The organism is Streptomyces malachitofuscus (assembly GCF_055571035.1).
In genome coordinates, this window is record NZ_JBVIGA010000009.1 from 36,614 (window position 1) to 53,765 (window position 17,152).

The following is a 17,152-nucleotide window of genomic DNA, read 5'->3' on the forward strand; positions in this document are numbered from 1 at the left end:
ACCGCCCGTCCGCCGGGGCCGGTCAGGCCGCGGGGTGGACCGTGACGCGTGCCCCGGGGCTGAACTTCTCCAGCAGACCGGCGAGTTCGGCGGCCGCCGCCTCCAGCTCGGGGACCGGCGTCGGGGCCATGCCTTCCAGCAGGAAGATGCCCGAGGCGGTCTCCTCGGTGAGCCGGGTGCGCGGGCCCTGGCGCCAGTTCCAGCGGCGGCACGTCACCCCGGTGTCGTCACGCCACACCACTTCGCCGGGGTCGGGGTGCTCGACCGTGTCCTCTCCCCCGGCGACGGTCACGAAGTCCTCCTCTCCGGTGGCGCGTACGAGCCGCATCCCGCCGTCGATGCGGTCGATGTCCTCGCCGCCCACGGGGATCAGGTGGGCGACGCTGATGGCGTTGTACAGGTCGACGAGGAGATTGATCCGGGGCAGTCCCGCCCCCGACAGGGCCCGCCTGGCCAGCGCTTCGGCCGAGTTGCGGGTGCGGGAGGGCTTGGAGCCGAACGCCGTGTAGATCTCGCGCCAGGCCGCCATGTGCGGATCCTCGTGCGGGGCCCGGCCGCGCAGCCGTTGGGCGAGCCGGCCCGCCGCGTCGTCGAGAAGTGCGGAACTCGCTTCCGTGCTCGGCCCGTTGGCCAGGCCGTGCGCCTCGACGGTGACATGGGTGAAACCGGGTGCGAGGGCGCGCACCGCGTCGGACACGGCCGGCGTGAAGGTCATGACCCGCCTTGGGCTGGGAGTGCGGTGGGAAGTGTCCGCCACAGGTGCGGCCGGTCGGGGGCGGCCTTGAGGGCGCCCAGTACGACCGGATGAGGTGCAGCATACAGGACCGGGTAGTCCATCTCGTTGGACGCCGGGTCGGGCGTGAAGGCCAGTCGCTCACCGTCGAGGGAGAACCGTGCGTCCACTCCGGGCTTGTTGCCGCGGGGGTCCTGCCGGTGCCAGGCACCGTGGAAGCGCACGGCGACCAGGCCGTGAACGACGCCGAGGTTCTGGTAGCAGAGGGCGGTCGGGATGTCCTCGGCCCGCAGCAGAGCTGCCAGCGCATGGGCCTTGGCGTAGCAGATGCCGGTGCGCTGCTCCAGGACGTCGGAGGCGCGCCAGGTGACGCGAAGATCGCCGAAGTCGTGCGAGTGCGGGATGGTGTCGCGCACGTACTCGAATGCCGCCCGCGCATACTCATACGAGTCGGCCACGTGCGCGGCGAGCCGTGCGGCCGTCTCGCGGACCAGCGGATGGTGATGATCGATCGCCTCATCTGCGGCGAGATACGCGGAAAGGTCCGGCGTTTCCTGGATCAGCTGCATGGCGCCAGAGCATAGGTATGCGGCCGACCGGCAGTCAATGCATTTCCAGTCGACCGCATACTTATACAGTCATGCCCAGCGCGCCATCTCCTCCTTGAGCGCCGCCACGAACGTGTCCACGTCGTCCTCCGTGGTGTCGAACGAGCACATCCAGCGGACATCGCCCGCCGCCTCGTCCCAGAAGTAGAAGCGGAACCGCTTGCGCAGGCGCTCGCCCACCTCGTGCGGCAGCCGTGCGAAGACGGCGTTGGCCTGCACGGGGTAGAGGATCTCCACCCCGTGCACCGCGCGCACGCCCTCGGCCAGGCGCTGTGCCATCTCGTTGGCGTGCCGGGCGTTGCGCAGCCACAGGTCCCGCGCGAGCAGGGCCTCCAGCTGCACCGACACGAAGCGCATCTTCGACGCGAGCTGCATGGACAGCTTGCGCAGGTGCTTCATGCGCCGGATGCCGTCCGGGTCCAGGACGACCACGGCCTCGCCGAAGAGGGCGCCGTTCTTCGTGCCGCCCAGCGAGAGGAGGTCGACCCCGACCGCGTTGGTGAAGGTGCGCAGCGGCACGTTCAGCGTGGCGGCGGCGTTGGCCAGCCGGGAACCGTCGACGTGCACCTTCATGCCGTGCGCATGGGCGTGCTCGCAGATGGCGCGGATCTCGTCGGGCGTGTAGACGGTACCCAGCTCGGTGGCCTGGGCCAGGGAGACGACCTGCGGCATCGCGCGGTGCTCGTCGTCCCAGCCGTAGGCCTCCCGGTCGATCAGCTCCGGGGTGAGCTTGCCGTCCGGGGTGGGCACGGTGAGCAGCTTGATCCCGCCGACCCGCTCCGGCGCCCCGCCTTCGTCCACGTTGATGTGGGCGCTTTCGGCGCAGATCACCGCGCCCCAGCGGTCGGTGACGGCCTGGAGCGCCACGACGTTGGCGCCGGTGCCGTTGAACACCGGGAACGCCTCGGCCGTCGGCCCGAAGTGGCTGCGGATCACCTGCTGGAGATTCTCGGTGTACGCGTCCTCGCCGTACGCGACCTGGTGCCCGCCGTTGGCCACGGCCAGGGCGGCGAGCACCTCCGGGTGGGCCCCGGCGTAGTTGTCGCTGGCGAAACCGCGGACGTCCGGGTCGTGATGACGACGCGCGTCGGTCCTCGGTGGGTTCACGGCTTCTCGGTCAGCCACAGACGGTTTCCGTTCACTTCTGCGGCGGGCTTCTCCCAGACTCCGGCGATGGCCTCGGCCAGGTCGTTGACGTCCGTGAAGCCCGCGAACTTCGCGTGGGGGCGGTCGGCGCGCATCGCGTCGTGCACCAACGCCTTGACCACCAGGATCGCAGCCGCCGACGTCGGTCCCTGCTCGCCCCCGGCCTTGCGGAAGTAGTCCGCCATGGCCAGCGTCCACGCCTCGGCGGCGGCCTTGGCCGCGGCGTAGGCGGCGTTGCCCGCGGTGGGCCTGCTCGCGCCGGCCGCGCTGATCAGGACGTACCGGCCGCGGTCGCTGCGCTGCAGCGCCTCATGGAAGGCAAGGGTGGTGTGCTGCACCGTCCGCACCAGCAGCAGCTCCAGGAAGTCCCAGTCGTCCACGCTGGTCTTGGTGAAGGTCTCGCTGCCGCGCCAGCCGCCCACGAGGTGGACCAGGCCGTCGACCCGGCCGAACTCCTTCTCGACCCGCGCCGCCCACTCGCGGGTGGAGTGCAGGTCCAGCAGGTCGACCGTGTCCCCGGTGACAGTGGCGCCGCCGTGCGCGTAGCGCGCCGCGTCGACCGCCTCCGCCAGCCGCTCCGGGTCGTTGTCGGAGCCGACGACCGTCGCCCCCGCCTCGGCCAGCCTCAGCAGTGCCGCACGTCCCGCGGGTCCTCCCGCGCCGGCCACCGCAATCACCGCACCGTCGAGCGCCCCGTTCCCCATGATCCTCGCCTCCTGAGCAGTGTTGTGAACGAGATCGCTCACGCGGCGACCCGCTCGGCACCGTCCGCCGTGATGCCCTTGGTGGACGCGATCACGTTCTTCAGCTTCTTGGACAGTGCCTCATAGAACATGCTCAGCGGAAACTCGTCCGGAAGCACGTCATCGACGAGTTTCCGCGGCGGCAGCGTCAGGTCCAGGGCATCGGGGCCCTTGGCCCACTTGGAGCCCGGGTGCGGGGAGAGATAGGTCGAGACCAGCTCGTACCCGGCGAACCAGTGGACGAGCTTGGGACGGTCGATGCCGTCGCGGTACAGCGCCTCGATCTCGGCGCACAGCTGGTTGGTGACCTGCGGGGCGCGCTCCCAGTCGATGGAGAGCTTGTTGTCGGTCCAGCGGACGACGTCGTGCTTGTGCAGGTAGGCGAAGAGCAGCTGGCCGCCGAGGCCGTCGTAGTTGCGCGTCCGCTCGCCGGTGACGGGGAAGCGGAACATCCGGTCGAAGAGCACCGCGACCTGGACGTCACGGGCCTGCGGGACGCCGTCGCCCGCGAGCTTCACGGCCTCCTTGAAGGCGGTGAGGTCGCAGCGCAGCTCCTCCAGGCCGTACATCCAGAACGGCTGGCGCTGCTTGATCATGAAGGGGTCGAACGGCAGGTCGCCGTGGCTGTGGGTGCGGTCGTGGACCATGTCCCAGAGCACGAACGCCTCTTCGCAGCGCCTCTGGTCGTGCACCATGGCGGCGACGTCCTCGGGCAGCTCGAGGCCGAGGATGTCGACGGCGGCCTCGGTGACGCGGCGGAAGCGGGCCGCCTCGCGGTCGCAGAAGATGCCGCCCCAGGTGAAGCGCTCGGGGGCCTCGCGCACCGCGATGGTCTCGGGGAAGAGGACCGCGGAATTGGTGTCGTAGCCCGCGGTGAAGTCCTCGAAGGTGATGCCGCAGAACAGCGGGTTGTCGTAGCGGGTGCGCTCCAGTTCGGCCAGCCAGTCGGGCCAGACCATGCGCAGCACGACCGCCTCGAGGTTGCGGTCGGGGTTGCCGTTCTGGGTGTACATCGGGAAGACCACCAGGTGCTGGAGGCCGTCCACGCGGTTCGCGGCGGGCTGGAAGGCGAGCAGCGAGTCGAGGAAGTCGGGGACCTCGAAGCCGCCCTCGGCCCAGCGGGCCAGGTCCTTGGCCAGGGCCTCGTGGTAGGCGCGGTCGTGCGGGAGGAGCGGGGAGAGCTCCTCGACGGCACCGGTCACGTCCCGCACCGCACGCTCGGCGTCGGCACGCTCCGGGGCACCGTCGGCGTCGAAGTCGATCGAACCGTCCTTGGACTGCCAGGGCCGGATCCGCTCCACGGCATCCTTGAGCACGGGCCATGCCGGGTGCTCGATCACCCTGGTCGCCGAAGGAACCTTCCCCTCGGCACCCACCTGCACAAGAATTTCCGTCATGTCCCATCCTCCACGGGAGAACCTCGCGTAAGGAGACCGTATACACAGAGGGTTTCTCCCAGCAAGGGGCACCTCCGGAAATTATCCTGCCGCACCCCTGCCTTCACCGCATTTTTTACTGCGGAACACCCGGGCGGCCGACGCTGTGTGCAATCGATGTTCAGCCTCTGGACGCGGCGGTCACAGGCGATACGGTCCAGGAGGGCCGCAGGGACGCGGCCTCCCGCCGCCGTCGACGGAAGCGAGTCGAACCTTGAACTTCCTCACCATCGGTCACCGCGGAGTCATGGGTGTCGCCCCCGAGAACACCCTCCGGTCCTTCGTCGCCGCCCAGGAGGCGGGTCTGGACGTCATCGAACTCGATCTGCATCTGAGCAAGGACGGCGCGCTCGTCGTCATGCACGACACGACAGTGGACCGCACGACGGACGGCACGGGTCTCATCGCCGACAAGACACTCGCCGAACTGCGCGTCCTGGACGCCGGGCAGGGCGAGCGCATCCCCCTCTTCGACGAGGTCCTGGAGGCCGTCCGGGCACCGCTCCAGGCGGAGATCAAGGACGTGCGGGCGGCGCGGGCGCTCGCCGACGTGATGAACGGGCGGGACCTGGCAGGGCGGGTGGAGGTCGCCTCGTTCCACGACGAGGCGATCACCGAGATCGCGCGGCTGGTGCCCGGGGTGCGCACGGCGCTCGTCGCCAGCCGCTACGGCACCGACGTCGTGGAGCGGGCCGTCGCGGCCGGCGCCTCGACCGTCTGTCTCAACATCCGCCGGCTCACCCTGGAGATCGTGGAGCGGGCGAGGAAGGCGGATCTGGCCGTCCACGGCTGGGTGGTCAACACCCAGGACCACCTCCGGCTGGTCCGCGCCCTCGAACTCGACGGTGCGACCACCGACTACCCGGAGATCAAACGCACCGGCCGCTTCACCGCGTGACCCGCCCGGTGCCGGGCGGCCGTCAGGACAGCTCCTTCACCAGCAGTTCGAACTGCAGGTCGTCGCGCTGCGGGATGCCGAAGCGCTCGTCGCCGTACGGGAAGGGCGTCATCCTTCCCGTACGGCGGTAGCCGCGCCGCTCGTACCAGGCGATCAGGTCCTCCCGCACGGAGATGACGGTCATGTGCATCTCGGCCACGCCCCAGGTTTCGCGGACCCGGCGCTCGGCCTCCGCGAGGATCGTCCTGCCGAGTCCGGCGCCCTGGAGGGCCGGGCTGACCGCGAACATCCCGAAGTAGGCTTGAGCGCCGCGGTGTTCGAGCTGGCAGCAGGCGACGATCCGGCCCTCGCGCTCCACCGTCAGCAGTCGGCTGTCCGGCGATGTGACGACCTCCCGTACGCCCTCCGGATCGGTCCGCTGCCCCTGCAGGATGTCCGCCTCGGTGGTCCATCCGGCCCGGCTGGAGTCTCCCCGGTACGCCGACTCGACCAGCGCGACGAGGGCGTCCACGTCGGCGTCGGTGGCGTCGCGGAAGGTCAGTGCGGTGTCGGTGGCGGATTCCATGGGCAGGTCTCCCGGTTCGTGTGCGCCGCCTGCGGCGTGGCTCGGACGGGAACGAGACTAACCCGGCCGTTACGCTCGGCCGCATGGTACATGTACTGGGCAGCCGCGTCCTGCTCCGCCCCACCGACCCCGACCGCTCCCGCGCCTTCTACGGCGAGCAGCTGGGCCTCGCCGTCCACCGCGAGTTCGGTACGGGTCCCGAGCGCGGCACCGTCTACTTCCTCGGCGGCGGGTTCCTGGAGCTCTCGGGCCGTGCGGACGCCGCCGCGGCCGGGGCGCCGGACGTGCGGCTGTGGCTCCAGGTCGAGGACCTCACGGCGGCGCACGAGGAACTGGAGGCAAAGGGTGTCGGAATCGTCCGGCCCCCGGTGCGGGAGCCGTGGGGGCTGATCGAGATGTGGATCGCGGATCCGGACGGGACGCCGATCGTCCTCGTCGAGATCCCGGCCGACCATCCACTGCGGTACCGGCCGGGGATCTGACGGCGGGCGTTCAGTCCGGGCGGTGCTCCCAGCCGCGGTCGGTGCGGGTCAGTTCACGGAAACCCGCGCGGGTGAGACGGTCGAGCGCGGTGTGGTCGGTCTCCGCTTCGTAGGCGGCCAGACGGTCCACGCCGCACAGGCGGAGCCAGTCGGCGGCACGGGCCAGCAGCCGCTTCTCCAGGCCGGTGTCCTGGGCGGCGGGCTCGATGTGAAGGTTGCCGACGTCCGCGAAGCCGGCGGCCCGCGTGAGGCGTTCGGGGCGGGCCAGTGCCGTGTCGACCTCGATGAAGCCGCGGGCGCTTCCGTCCGCGTACGCGGTGAAGCGGGTGCCGCACTCCCCCACGGTGCGCAGGAAGGTGAGGTCCTCACCGGACTCGTCCCGCGGCAGGTCGGCCACGCGGGCCAGGAGGATCACCTCGGTGTCCCCGACGTGCCGGAAGCCCGCGGCCTCGTAGACGGCCCGCACATGCGGCCAGTTCCGGGGCAGTCCGTACACGACAGGGGCCGGCAGAGCCCCGTCGGCGTAGCGGACGCGGACGTTCCAGCGGGCGAGCAGGGCCAGGCAGGCCCGTATCAGGAGGTGCCCGGCGTCCGCGGCGTCCGGCAGGAACGAGGTCGGCGGGCGGCAGACGAACCAGTCGATCTCCCCGGCGTCCCGGTAGCTCTCGCCGACTTCCGCGTCGGCGCGGTAGCGCAGCAGATGGGCGCCGGCGACGACCTGTCCACGGCGCTCGGCGACGAGCGTCGCCCGCTCGGCCACCCAGGGGTCCGTGATGAATTCGCCGGGCTGGCGCTCCAGGTCGCCGAGGACGGTGTTCACGGAGACGGAGACGCCGGGGACGACGGCCGCGACATGGATGTTGACCAGATCGGTGAGCTGGTCGCGGTCGGTGCGGCGGAAGGGACGTACGGCGAGCGCGGACACGGGGTACCTCCGGGCAGGGTGAAGGAGCCGGGGGCCGCCACGCGGTGCGGTACGGGGCGAGGGTACGGCCGGACCGCCGGGGCGCGCCAGCCGCTTTCGCGCCGGATGGCCGGGTCCGGGGGCCGGCCTTGGCGTGCTGGAGGACGGAAGGAGCGCCATGGAACTGTCCGCACCGGTGATCGGCGGGCCCTGCTGGGCGGAGCTGGGCACCACCGACCTGCAGTCGGCCGCACGCTTCTACACGCGGCTGTTCGGCTGGCGCCCCGAGACGGATCAGCGGCAGGAGGCGGGCGGCTACACGGTCGCCCACCTCGGTGACGCGCCGGTCGCTGCGCTGGCACCGCTGTACCAGGAGTCCCAGCCGGTCGCGTGGAACGTGTCCTTCGCGGTGGCCGACGCGGACGCCGCCCTCCGCGCGGTGAGCGCGGCGGGTGGGCACGCGCTGCTCGGCCCGACGGACGTGTTCGACGAGGGCCGTTTCGCGGTGGCCGCGGACCCCACCGGAGCGGTGTTCCAGCTGTGGCAGGCGGGCACCTTCCCGGGCGCCGGGGCGTTCAACGTCCCGGGGTCGCTGGGCTGGGTGGAACTGCTGACCCGCGCGCCCCAGCAGGCCGTGTCCTTCTACACCGCCGTGTTCGGCTGGAGCGTGGACCCGTCCCTGCGCTACCCCCAGTGGGGCATCGACGGCGCGGACTTCGGCGGCATGGTGACGATGGACGAGAAGTTCCCGCACGAGGTGCCCGCGCACTGGCTGCCGTACTTCGCCGTCGACGACGTGGACGCCGCCGCGGTGACCACCACGACGGTGGAGGGCACGGTGCTGATGGAGCCCGTCTCGCACCCGGAGCGGCCGCGCATGGCGGTGCTCCGGGACCCGCAGGGCGCGATGTTCGGCGTCCACCGGGCCGCCGGCGAACGGTGAGCGCCGGAAGGGGGCGCGGGGTGTGCCGTCACGCGCGCAGCGCGCCCAGGCGGCCCTCCAGCTGTCCGAGCAGTTCGCCGAGCAGGGCGGCCAGCTCGCCGAGTTCCGGGCTGTCCAGACCGGACAGCACGGCGGTCTCGTAGGCCAGCTGTGCGGGCAGGATGCGGTCCACCGTGTCGCGTCCGGCGTCGGTGAGGCGGACATGGGCGACCCGGCGGTCGCGGGTGTCGCCCCGGCGCTCCACCAGTCCGCGCTCGGTGAGCTGCTTGAGGCGTTTGGTGACGGCAGCGCCCGAGGAGAAGGTCTCGCGGGCCAGTTCGCTCGGGGTCAGCTCGTGGCCGGTGCGGCGCAGCGCGCCGAGCAGGTCGAACTCCGCGCGGGAGAGTCCGGCCCGGCGCAGCGGGGCGTCCTCCGCCTGCTGGAGGAGGGCGGCGCAGCGGTTGATGCGGCCGATGACCTCCATGGGGCCGGTGTCCAGGCCGGGGTGGACGGCGCGCCACTGCCGGACGACCGCGGCGACGGTGTCGCCCCGCCGTCCGGGCGGGTTCCCGTCGCCCGGCGAGGGTTCCTCGTCACCTCTCGCCCGTGGTCCTTCGGTCGCCGTCATGGCCGTGCGTCCTCCGTGTGCGTGCCCGTGCCGGGGTCGGGGAGCTCTCCCCGGCGTCGTACCGTCGCCGCGAGCGTACGGTGTCCCGCCTGCTCGGCGAGCACGACCCGCTCCTGCGCCGGGGTGCGCTGCCACCACTCGCCGGACGCGGCGTCGGCGGTGGCGCGCAGTTCGACCAGGGCGGCGGCGAGGCCGCGGCGGGCGGCCTCCAGGTCCGCCGGCGTGGCCGACGGGTCGGTCAGGGCGCGTGCGGCGGCCTCGCGGGCGCGGTCCACTGCGGTGAGGGACCGCTGGACGCGGTCGCCCGCACGCCGGTTGGTGACGGCCACGGCGGCGGCGAACCCGACCAGCGCCCCGACGAGGGTGTCCACGGCACGCTCGGTGACCAGGGCTCCGGTCGGCTGTGGGCCGGCGAACTCGGTGACCAGCAGCGCCAGCGGGGTGACGCAGACGGTGCCGAGCCAGTAGTTGCGGCCGATGAGAGCCTCGGCTCCGAAGTTGAACAGCAGGCAGCACAGCACGAGCGCGAGCGGACCGAGATGGGCGACCGGGGCGACGGCGGCGAACAGCAGGACGCCGACGAGGTTGCCGACGACACGCTGCACCGCCCGGCTCCAGGTGAGGGTCAGGTTGGCCTGGTAGAGCGCGGCGGCGGTGACCAGGGCCCAATAGGGGCGGCCGATGCCCAGGGCGAGGGACGCGTAGCCGGCGAGCGCGCAGCCGAGCGCGGTGCGGACGGCGATCGGGGTGAGCGCACCGAGCCGGTCCCGCAGGGGCGGCGGCGGGGTGGCGCGTTCGACGGCCACGCCGACGAGTTCACCGGCGTCGGCGCGGGGCTCCTCGGGGCGCGGGACGGCACCGGTGCCGCGCAGGGCGCGGGCCCACGTGCGCAGGCGCGCGGGGTCGACGTCGGCCGGTGCAGCGAGGGCGGCCTCGGCGCGGACGGCGAGCCGTTCCAGGCCGCGGCGGACGGCGGAGGGCCGGTTGCCCGCGGCGAGCAGGGTCTGCCAGGCGGCCTGCACGGCCGCGTAGGCGGCGGTGCGGGCGCCGGTGCCGCCGGTCTCGGCGTACGCGGCGGCGGCGTTCAGGGCGTGGGCGGTGGCTCGGCGCTCGGGGCCGTGCGGCCGCAGCGGCGCGGGCGCCATGCCGACCGCGTAGGCCCAGAGCCCGGCCGCGGCGGCGAGTGCGAGGTGGCCGGGGACCTGCCCGAGGGTCTGCGGCAGGAAGAGGGATGCGGACGTGACGAAGGTGAGTACCACGTTGACGGGTGGTCCGATCCGGGTGGCGTCGCACAGCGCCTTCTGTACGGCGGCCAGCACCGCTCCGACCGTGACGAGGACGACGGGGTCCCCGGTGAGGGAGGCGGCCACCAGGGACACGGCGAGGCCGCCGAGCATGCCCAGCACGACCCGTGCGAGCACCCTGGCCCGTACCGCGTACGGGCGGTTGTGGGCGTACAGGGCGCACAGTGATCCGGCCATGGTGTACATCGCGAGGTCGAGCCGGCCGAGTGCGGCCAGGAGCAGGCCGGGCGGGGCCACCGCGGCGACCACGCTCAGGGCGGGCTTGAACCAGATGTCGGAGGGCCGCCCGAGGCGCAGCGGCCCGGCGAGGGGCAGGCGCCGGGCGGCCGGGGTGGAGAGGGAACTGCTCATGACGGACAACGTTAACAGATAATTTACTAGTAAAGCATATGCGCTGACCTGCTGCGCTCCCCCGAACGCTCCTCACGTACCCCCGTGCGCCCGCGTGCCCGCCGCCGGGGTTGGGCATCCCCTGACCGACCGCTGTACGGGTCGAGGGGGAGGTGGGTGTGCACGGACCGGGGTCGGCCGGCTGGCTGCTGGTCGCGCTGTGCGCGGCGACCGGCGCCTACTGTCTGCTGCGGATGCGCAGCTTCGTGGAGGAGCAGCGCCGGGCCGCGGGCGGCGAGGCGCTGATGGGCTTCGGCATGGCCGTGATGGCCGTGCCCGCCACGGCGTTCAGCCCGCCGTCGTGGGCCTGGCCGGCGCATGCCGCGGTGTTCGGGGCGGCCGGACTGCACGCGCTGTGGGCGGCCCGCACGGGCGCATGCCATCTGCATCATCTGATCGGTGCCGGGGCGATGGTGTACATGGCCGTGACCATGGCCTCCGCCTCTCCCGGACACGGGCAGGGACATCCGCCGGGGCCCGGCACGGGCATACCCCTGCTGACCGGCGTCCTGCTGCTCTATTTCGTCGCGTACGTCCTCGTGGCGGGCGCGCGTCTGGTGCCGGTGACCGCCCCGTCGGGGAGCGGCCCCGAGCCCGGCTGGGGCGACCGGCCGGAACTGGCGCGGGCCTGCCGGCTGTCCATGGGCATCGCGATGGTGGCGATGCTGCTGACGATGTGACGGCCGCCCGGTGGCCGCGGACCGCGGGCGTTGTCTGTGTCACTTCGGTCCCGCCCCCGTACCCCTGGGCGGCCCGCGCTCATAGGCTGCAGACATGATCCTCCCCGCGGTCCTGCTGCTGCTCGGCGTCCTGACCGCTGTCGTGGGTCCCCGGCTGCTCGCCCGGGCCGACTGGCCCGACCGTGAACCGGTGGTGGCGCTGTGGGCGTGGCAGTGCGTCATCGCGGCCGTCCTGTTGTGCTGCGCCCTGTCGATGACGTTCAGCGCGGCGGCCGCCTGGCACGCGGTGGGCGGCCAGGTGTTCGCCACCGCACCCCGCGCCGTCGTGGAGGCCTACGCCCTCGGCACGTCCGGACTCTGGGCGGAGACCACCGCGGTGGCACTCGCGTGCGGCGGGCTGTGGAGCGCCGCGATGCTGGTCCGGGAGGTCGTACGGGCTCGCGGGCGCCGACGGACCCGCCGGGCCGACCTGCGGCTGCGGGCACCGCTGCTGCCCGGGGAGGAGCCCGGCACCGACCGGCTCGTGGTCCTGGAGGGCGAGCGGCCCGACGCGTGGTGGCTGCCCGGCACGCCACCCCGACTGGTCGTCACCACGGCCGCGTTGCGCCGGCTGAAGGGCCGACAGCTGGACGCCGTCCTCGCCCACGAACAGGGGCACGCGCGGGCCCGGCACGACTGGCTGCTGCACTGCTCGTCCGCGCTGGCGGGCGGCTTCCCGCAGGTGCCGGTGTTCGCGGCGTTCCGCGAGGAGATGCACCGGCTCGTCGAACTCGCCGCCGACGACACGGCGTCCCGCCGCTTCGGCCGGCTGACCACGGCCCTCGCCCTGGTGGAACTCAACGAGCACCGCGGCGTGTTCGGCCCCGGTCCGGACCCGCAGGCACAGGTACCGGCCCGGGTCCACCGGCTGCTCACCCCCGCGGACCGGCTGCCCGCGGGGCAGCGGCTGCGGCTGACCGCCGTCGCATCGCTGGTGCCGGTGGTGCCCGTCCTGGTGGCGTTCGTACCGGGATTGCGGGCACTGGGGTAGTCCGCGGGCCGAGAAGGGGCCGGCGGCGGAGACCTGACTGGCCCCGGACGCCGCCGGTCGACAAGGATCGCCTCATGAGCACCCCCCACACCGCATCCCCGCCCGGACCGCCGCAGCACCGTCCCGCCGCTCTGTACGCCGGAGCGCTGGCGGTGTGCTCCGTGCTGCTGCTGGCCCTGGTCGCCGTCGAGTGGAGACCGCTGCTCGGCCTGGACGGCGACATCTCCCGCGCCACCCACCGCTGGGCGGTGGCGGAACCCGGGCTGACCCGGGCCGCCCGCATCCTGACGGACTGGGTCTGGGACCCATGGACCATGCGGGTGCTGTGCGGTGTGGCGGCGGGGCTGCTGGTGTGGCGGTACGCGGACCGGTGGACCGCGGCGTGGCTGGTGCTGACGGTGGCCGTCGGGACGGCTGTGCAGCAGGGCCTGAAGGCCGCGCTGGGCCGTGCCCGCCCCGTCTGGCCCGACCCGGTCGACTCAGCGCACTACGCGGCCTTCCCCTCGGGCCACGCCATGACCGCGACGATCGTGTGCGGCCTCCTGCTGTGGCTCCTGCACCGCCACGGGGTGGACCGTGCCCTGTGGCGCGCGGCGCTGGCCGTGGCGGTGGTCTCGGTGACCGGCGTGGGCCTCACCCGCGTCTGGCTGGGCGTCCACTGGCCGACGGACGTCCTGGGCGGCTGGCTGTTCGGCGCCCTGCTGATGACGGGGGCCGTGGTCGTCCACAGGCAACGTCACCCTGACCGCCACCGCTCGCCCGCGCGAAGCCGCTAGCGGCCTTCCGCACGCCCCGCCCACCAGGGCGCGCATCGGTGCATGAACAGGCCAGGGCCGTCCGCCTCGGACGATCCCCCGCGTCGCCCGAGGCGGACGGCAGCCCGGACCGGGCCCGAAGGTCCGGCCGCATGCGTTGAGTATAGTTGGCTGGCAGCCAGTCAACGCAGGAGTCCAGCATGTCCCCGCGCAGCGCCCTGGTCAATGAAGAGTTGCGGAGGCGTTCGAAGGAGCGGCTTCTGCACGCCGCCGTCGAGCTGGTCAGCGAGCACGGGTACGAGGCCACGACGCTCGGCGACATCGCCGACCGGGCGGGTTCGGCGCGGGGCCTGGTTTCGTACTACTTCCCGGGAAAACGCCAGCTCGTGCAGTCCGCCGTGCACCGTCTGATGCACCGGACGCTGGAGGAGGCCCTGGAGCGCGAGCCGTGCACGGACGACGGCCGGGAGCGGATGGCGCGGGCCATCGACGCGATCCTGGGTCTGGCGCGGGACCGTCCGGTGCTGATGCGTCAGCACATGGCCGGACTGCTGCAGGCCGAGGGATTCGTGCCCTGTCCCGAGCAGCGGCGCCTGGCCGAGCTGCTGAGCGACACCGTCGCCCGGCACGGCTCCGCCGACGTCGAGTCCGACTACCCGATGCTGCGTGCCCTGCTGATGGGCGCCGTCTACGCGGCCCTGATGCCGGGTGCGCCGATGCCCGTGCCGGTGCTGCGCGCGGAGTTGTTCAAGCGCTACCGGCTCGACTGGGCAATGGGCGTCCCGCCGGACACCGAAAAGCCCGGCGGGACGTGTGAGAAGGACCGGACGGACGTGGCCCGGTTCTTCGCGACGGAGCCGGACGCTCAGTCGAAGTAGTCCGGCTGCGTCTGCACGTTGAGCTCACGCATGTGGACCCAGCGGGCCGGGTCCGTGCGCCGGTCGTCGATCTTCAGGACGTCGAAGCCCTTGGCGATGTCGTTCGAGTAGATGTAGCCGTTGTAGTAGTACGCCGACCAGGAGCCGCCGGTGACGATCCGGTCGGTGGTCAGCGGGCCGCGTTCGAAGTACGCGATCTCCTTCGGCTTGGCGGAGTTGGTGAAGTCCCAGACGGAGACGCCGCCCTGGTACCAGGCCTGGACCATCAGGTCCCGGCCCCGGACGGGGATGATCGAACCGTTGTGGGCGACGCAGTTCTCGGTGTCCGCCTGGTGGCGCGGGATCTTGAAGTAGCTGCGGAAGACCAGCTTGCTGCGGTCGCCCTTGCCGATGATGTCGTAGATGCCGTCCGCACCGCGGTTCGGGCCGATCTCCGCGTTGCAGGTGGCGCCGCCGCCACCGCCCAGTTCGTCGGTGAAGACGACCTTGTCGGCCCTCTGGTTGAAGGTCGCCGAGTGCCAGAAGGCGAAGTTGACGTTGTCCTGCACCCGGTCGATCACCCGGGGACGCTCCGGGTTCTTGATGGAGAACAGGATGCCGTCGCCCATGCAGGCACCGGCGGCCAGGTCCTTGGACGGCAGCACGGTGATGTCGTGGCAGCCGGTGGTCTTGGAGACACCCGGGTTGGTGGGCCCGCCCGGATTGCCGCCGCCGTCCGGGCCCTCACCCGGGAACAGCACCGGGAAGCCGACCAGCGCCGCCTTGTGCGGGGCCTTGCGCGGCACCTTGATGACGGAGATGCCGTCGTGCGGCGGCTGGCAGTCGGGGTAGGCCGCGTTCGGCGAGTACGAGGAGACGTAGATGTAGACGTTCTTGCGTTCGGGCACCAGCGTGTGGGTGTGCGAGCCGCAGGCGGTCTCGACGGCGGCGACGTAGCGCGGGTTGCGCTTGTCGCTGATGTCGAAGACCTTCATGCCCTCCCAGGAGGACTTTTCGGTGGCCGGCTGCGTGGTGCTGTTGCAACTGCTGTCGCTGCGCGAGGAGTCCGTGGACAGGAACAACAGGTCGCCGGAGACGGAGATGTCGTTCTGCGAGCCGGGGCACAGCACCTGGGCCACGGTCTTCGGCGCCTTGGGGTTGCCGATGTCGAAGATGCGGAAGCCGTCGTAGTTGCCGGCGAAGGCGTACCGGCCCTGGAAGGCCAGGTCCGAATTGGTGCCGGGCAGCACGTCCTTGGGGATGTTGGCCACGTGCTTGATGTTGTCCGAATGGACGATCTCGTCCTGGGCGGGTATCTCGCCGCTCTCGATGGCCTTGCGCGCCTCGGCCTGGTCGCTGCGCGAGACCTCCTTGCCGTCGGCCGGCGAGTCCCCGGGGTCGGGGATCGCCCCGGCCGGGGCGGCGGTGAGCAGGGCGGCCAGCAGGCCGCCGGCCACCGCGGCAACTCCCAGCCGTCTGCGCCGGGTTCGGGAATCTCTCAACAGGATCACTGTTTCCTCCCTGGTTCCGTTCACTTCGGAACGGGTTTTCGCATCGGCAGTATCGTCTGGACATGCACATACCAACAGAGGGCCGCGCCGTCTCAAGAAAGTTTTTTGATCAAAGTTGCGCGGAAGCGTGCTAGGACGGTCGTCGACACTCACGAGGTGTCCAGCAGCCCTCCCCCCAGAGGGGTACTCCCAACCACAGGAGGTCCTTGTGCACCACCGCCGTGTGCCACGCCTGTCCGCCGTCGCCGCCGGGCTGACCGCCTGGGCCGTCCTCGGGCTCGTGGGCTGCGACTCGGGCTCGGACGACTCCGGGTCCGCCGCATCGAGCGGGCCTGCGGTCATCGCACCCGGGGAACCCGGGGAGGCCAACCGGACCCTGTCGGCCGAGGAGGCCTCGCGGCAGCGCGCGGAGGACGACTCCCCCAACTCGGCCGACGTGACGTACGCGCGGATGATGATCGAGCATCACGCGCAGGCCCTGGAGATGACCGAACTCGTACCGGACCGCGCCGAATCGCCGAAGATCGTCAAGCTGGCCGAACGCATCGCCGCCGCCCAGCAGCCGGAGATCAAGGCGATGAAGGGCTGGCTGAAGAGCCACGACAAGGCGGAGCGGGACACGGGGCACGGGCACGACCACGCGACGATGCCCGGCATGGCCACACGGGCCCAGCTGGGGCAGCTGCGCGCGGCCGACGGCAAGGCCTTCGACCAGCTGTTCCTCACCCTGATGATCACTCACCACCAGGGCGCGATCACGATGTCCACCGACGTGAAGGGGCAGGGCAACAACATCGCCATGGAGGAGATGGCGGACGACGTGGTGGCCCAGCAGACGAGCGAGATCGGCCGGATGCGGAACCTCATGTGACGGTACGCCGGCCCGCACCGGCGCCACCCGGTTCCCGCCGGCGGCGGCTCAGCGGCGGGCGTGCCTCGGGGACAGCAGACCCGCGTCGCGCGTCCGGCCGATGAGCCGGAGCGCACCGCGCCTGCTGTAGCCGGTCTCGGCCATCACCGCCAGCACCGGATCGGTCCCCCGCTCCTGGGCCGCGCGGTACGCCCGCGCCACGAGCCGGCGCTCCTCCGGCCCTCGCGGCCGGCCGGAGCCGTCACGGTGCGCACCCGTACCGGGGTCGCCCCCGGCGTCCGGCTCACCCTCGGCACCGCAGGCGCGGGCCAGCGGGCCCTCGATCCAGTCGGCCAGCACCGCCAGGTCCTCGAGGGTGAGCGCGGGCCGGGCCTGTACGTCCTCGACGCAGACCCACCCCTCGCACACCATCGCGAGCGCGTCGATCCTGGCCCCGTCGCCGAAGGCCAGCCGCACATGGAGCCACCGGGTCGCCCGCTCCCCCTCCCGCACTTCCCACGCGGGCCACACGGACACCGCACCCTCGGCCGGAGAGCGATCGGAAAGATGAAGAAAAGATGCCTCGAGCACACACGCAACGTAACCGTGTGATCAGTTTCCCTCCGTAGGAACACGCTCCCCGTCCGGCGGACGGCACCCTGTCAGCGGAGTGCGGACGGTGCCATGCTGGGAGACATACAGCGATCTCC

General features: G+C 72.1%; 19 protein-coding genes. 8 read left to right on the forward strand and 11 right to left on the reverse strand.

Translation table 11 applies throughout. The features are described from left to right. Positions 1–22 precede the first annotated feature (22 nt). The 5 genes from ACZ44S_RS14915 to ACZ44S_RS14935 form a co-directional block, all read right to left on the reverse strand. On the reverse strand, positions 23–715 hold the full coding sequence (locus ACZ44S_RS14915) for a B3/B4 domain-containing protein (protein ID WP_466928639.1): 693 nt from the start codon (positions 713–715) through the stop codon (positions 23–25). Then, entirely contained in the window at positions 712–1,302 is a 591-nt protein-coding gene (locus tag ACZ44S_RS14920) for a transglutaminase domain-containing protein (RefSeq protein ID WP_466928641.1), read from the reverse strand. The genes ACZ44S_RS14915 and ACZ44S_RS14920 overlap by 4 nt, the downstream gene beginning before the upstream one ends. 69 nt (positions 1,303–1,371) lie before the next feature. Then, positions 1,372–2,448 carry a threonine aldolase family protein gene (locus tag ACZ44S_RS14925; RefSeq protein WP_190163516.1) on the reverse strand — a complete coding sequence of 359 codons (1,077 nt, stop codon included), beginning with the start codon at positions 2,446–2,448 and terminating at the stop codon, positions 1,372–1,374. Beyond that, positions 2,445–3,191 carry an SDR family NAD(P)-dependent oxidoreductase gene (locus tag ACZ44S_RS14930; protein ID WP_466928644.1) on the reverse strand — a complete coding sequence of 249 codons (747 nt, stop codon included), beginning with the start codon at positions 3,189–3,191 and terminating at the stop codon, positions 2,445–2,447. The genes ACZ44S_RS14925 and ACZ44S_RS14930 overlap by 4 nt, the downstream gene beginning before the upstream one ends. A gap of 38 nt (positions 3,192–3,229) precedes the next feature. Then, positions 3,230–4,627, reverse strand: a complete 1,398-nt coding sequence (locus ACZ44S_RS14935; RefSeq protein ID WP_466928647.1) for a DUF6421 family protein — start codon at positions 4,625–4,627, stop codon at positions 3,230–3,232. 253 nt (positions 4,628–4,880) lie between these two features. Here ACZ44S_RS14935 and ACZ44S_RS14940 point away from each other — a divergent pair, with 253 nt between their 5' ends. Beyond that, entirely contained in the window at positions 4,881–5,564 is a 684-nt protein-coding gene (locus ACZ44S_RS14940; protein WP_466928648.1) for a glycerophosphodiester phosphodiesterase, read from the forward strand. A 22-nt stretch (positions 5,565–5,586) separates the two neighbouring features. On the opposite strand, the gene ACZ44S_RS14945 is transcribed toward ACZ44S_RS14940, so the two are convergent. Continuing rightward, entirely contained in the window at positions 5,587–6,129 is a 543-nt protein-coding gene (locus ACZ44S_RS14945; RefSeq protein WP_466928651.1) for a GNAT family N-acetyltransferase, read from the reverse strand. Between the two features lie 83 nt (positions 6,130–6,212). On the opposite strand from ACZ44S_RS14945, the gene ACZ44S_RS14950 reads away from it, so the two are divergent. Further along, positions 6,213–6,611 carry a VOC family protein gene (locus ACZ44S_RS14950; protein ID WP_466928654.1) on the forward strand — a complete coding sequence of 133 codons (399 nt, stop codon included), beginning with the start codon at positions 6,213–6,215 and terminating at the stop codon, positions 6,609–6,611. A gap of 10 nt (positions 6,612–6,621) precedes the next feature. On the opposite strand, the gene ACZ44S_RS14955 is transcribed toward ACZ44S_RS14950, so the two are convergent. Beyond that, a complete protein-coding gene (locus ACZ44S_RS14955; protein ID WP_466928656.1) occupies positions 6,622–7,536 on the reverse strand; it encodes an N-acetyltransferase in 915 nt (304 codons plus the stop codon). A gap of 157 nt (positions 7,537–7,693) precedes the next feature. Between ACZ44S_RS14955 and ACZ44S_RS14960 the strand changes: the two genes are divergently transcribed. Next, positions 7,694–8,458 carry a VOC family protein gene (locus ACZ44S_RS14960; protein ID WP_466928659.1) on the forward strand — a complete coding sequence of 255 codons (765 nt, stop codon included), beginning with the start codon at positions 7,694–7,696 and terminating at the stop codon, positions 8,456–8,458. A 28-nt stretch (positions 8,459–8,486) separates the two neighbouring features. On the opposite strand, the gene ACZ44S_RS14965 is transcribed toward ACZ44S_RS14960, so the two are convergent. Then, a complete protein-coding gene (locus ACZ44S_RS14965) occupies positions 8,487–9,065 on the reverse strand; it encodes a MarR family winged helix-turn-helix transcriptional regulator (protein WP_466928661.1) in 579 nt (192 codons plus the stop codon). Next, a complete protein-coding gene (locus ACZ44S_RS14970) occupies positions 9,062–10,720 on the reverse strand; it encodes an FUSC family protein (protein ID WP_466928663.1) in 1,659 nt (552 codons plus the stop codon). Before ACZ44S_RS14970 ends, ACZ44S_RS14965 begins: the two co-directional genes overlap by 4 nt. A 158-nt stretch (positions 10,721–10,878) precedes the next feature. Between ACZ44S_RS14970 and ACZ44S_RS14975 the strand changes: the two genes are divergently transcribed. The 4 genes from ACZ44S_RS14975 (at position 10,879) to ACZ44S_RS14990 (ending at position 14,102) form a co-directional block, all read left to right on the forward strand. Next, positions 10,879–11,439 carry a DUF5134 domain-containing protein gene (locus tag ACZ44S_RS14975; RefSeq protein ID WP_466928665.1) on the forward strand — a complete coding sequence of 187 codons (561 nt, stop codon included), beginning with the start codon at positions 10,879–10,881 and terminating at the stop codon, positions 11,437–11,439. Between the two features lie 94 nt (positions 11,440–11,533). Further along, positions 11,534–12,469: a M56 family metallopeptidase gene (locus ACZ44S_RS14980; protein WP_466928666.1), complete on the forward strand. Its 936-nt coding sequence runs from the start codon at positions 11,534–11,536 to the stop codon at positions 12,467–12,469. Positions 12,470–12,543: 74 nt separating this feature from the next. Further along, positions 12,544–13,245, forward strand: a complete 702-nt coding sequence (locus ACZ44S_RS14985; protein ID WP_466928669.1) for a phosphatase PAP2 family protein — start codon at positions 12,544–12,546, stop codon at positions 13,243–13,245. Positions 13,246–13,424: 179 nt separating this feature from the next. Continuing rightward, entirely contained in the window at positions 13,425–14,102 is a 678-nt protein-coding gene (locus ACZ44S_RS14990) for a TetR/AcrR family transcriptional regulator (RefSeq protein WP_466928671.1), read from the forward strand. Here ACZ44S_RS14990 and ACZ44S_RS14995 read toward each other — a convergent pair. Continuing rightward, positions 14,090–15,592: an LVIVD repeat-containing protein gene (locus ACZ44S_RS14995; protein WP_466928674.1), complete on the reverse strand. Its 1,503-nt coding sequence runs from the start codon at positions 15,590–15,592 to the stop codon at positions 14,090–14,092. The two genes, ACZ44S_RS14990 and ACZ44S_RS14995, sit on opposite strands and share 13 nt — an antisense overlap. A 208-nt stretch (positions 15,593–15,800) precedes the next feature. Here ACZ44S_RS14995 and ACZ44S_RS15000 point away from each other — a divergent pair, with 208 nt between their 5' ends. Further along, positions 15,801–16,463: a DUF305 domain-containing protein gene (locus tag ACZ44S_RS15000; protein ID WP_466928676.1), complete on the forward strand. Its 663-nt coding sequence runs from the start codon at positions 15,801–15,803 to the stop codon at positions 16,461–16,463. A 48-nt stretch (positions 16,464–16,511) separates the two neighbouring features. Here the strand turns inward: ACZ44S_RS15000 and ACZ44S_RS15005 are convergent, their stop codons facing one another. Next, positions 16,512–16,979: a DUF6214 family protein gene (locus ACZ44S_RS15005; RefSeq protein ID WP_466928678.1), complete on the reverse strand. Its 468-nt coding sequence runs from the start codon at positions 16,977–16,979 to the stop codon at positions 16,512–16,514. Between the last annotated feature and the right edge of the window lie 173 nt (positions 16,980–17,152).

Bases quoted from the DNA above. Each gene is read 5' to 3' on its own strand.
- ACZ44S_RS14915 (WP_466928639.1), bottom strand. From the start codon at position 715: ATGACCTTCACGCCGGCCGTGTCCGACGCGGTGCGCGCCCTCGCACCC.
- ACZ44S_RS14920 (WP_466928641.1), bottom strand. From the start codon at position 1,302: ATGCAGCTGATCCAGGAAACGCCGGACCTTTCCGCGTATCTCGCCGCA.
- ACZ44S_RS14930 (WP_466928644.1), bottom strand. From the start codon at position 3,191: ATGGGGAACGGGGCGCTCGACGGTGCGGTGATTGCGGTGGCCGGCGCG.
- ACZ44S_RS14935 (WP_466928647.1), bottom strand. From the start codon at position 4,627: ATGACGGAAATTCTTGTGCAGGTGGGTGCCGAGGGGAAGGTTCCTTCG.
- ACZ44S_RS14945 (WP_466928651.1), bottom strand. From the start codon at position 6,129: ATGGAATCCGCCACCGACACCGCACTGACCTTCCGCGACGCCACCGAC.
- ACZ44S_RS14950 (WP_466928654.1), top strand. From the start codon at position 6,213: ATGGTACATGTACTGGGCAGCCGCGTCCTGCTCCGCCCCACCGACCCC.
- ACZ44S_RS14960 (WP_466928659.1), top strand. From the start codon at position 7,694: ATGGAACTGTCCGCACCGGTGATCGGCGGGCCCTGCTGGGCGGAGCTG.
- ACZ44S_RS14965 (WP_466928661.1), bottom strand. From the start codon at position 9,065: ATGACGGCGACCGAAGGACCACGGGCGAGAGGTGACGAGGAACCCTCG.
- ACZ44S_RS14970 (WP_466928663.1), bottom strand. From the start codon at position 10,720: ATGAGCAGTTCCCTCTCCACCCCGGCCGCCCGGCGCCTGCCCCTCGCC.
- ACZ44S_RS14980 (WP_466928666.1), top strand. From the start codon at position 11,534: ATGATCCTCCCCGCGGTCCTGCTGCTGCTCGGCGTCCTGACCGCTGTC.
- ACZ44S_RS14985 (WP_466928669.1), top strand. From the start codon at position 12,544: ATGAGCACCCCCCACACCGCATCCCCGCCCGGACCGCCGCAGCACCGT.
- ACZ44S_RS14990 (WP_466928671.1), top strand. From the start codon at position 13,425: ATGTCCCCGCGCAGCGCCCTGGTCAATGAAGAGTTGCGGAGGCGTTCG.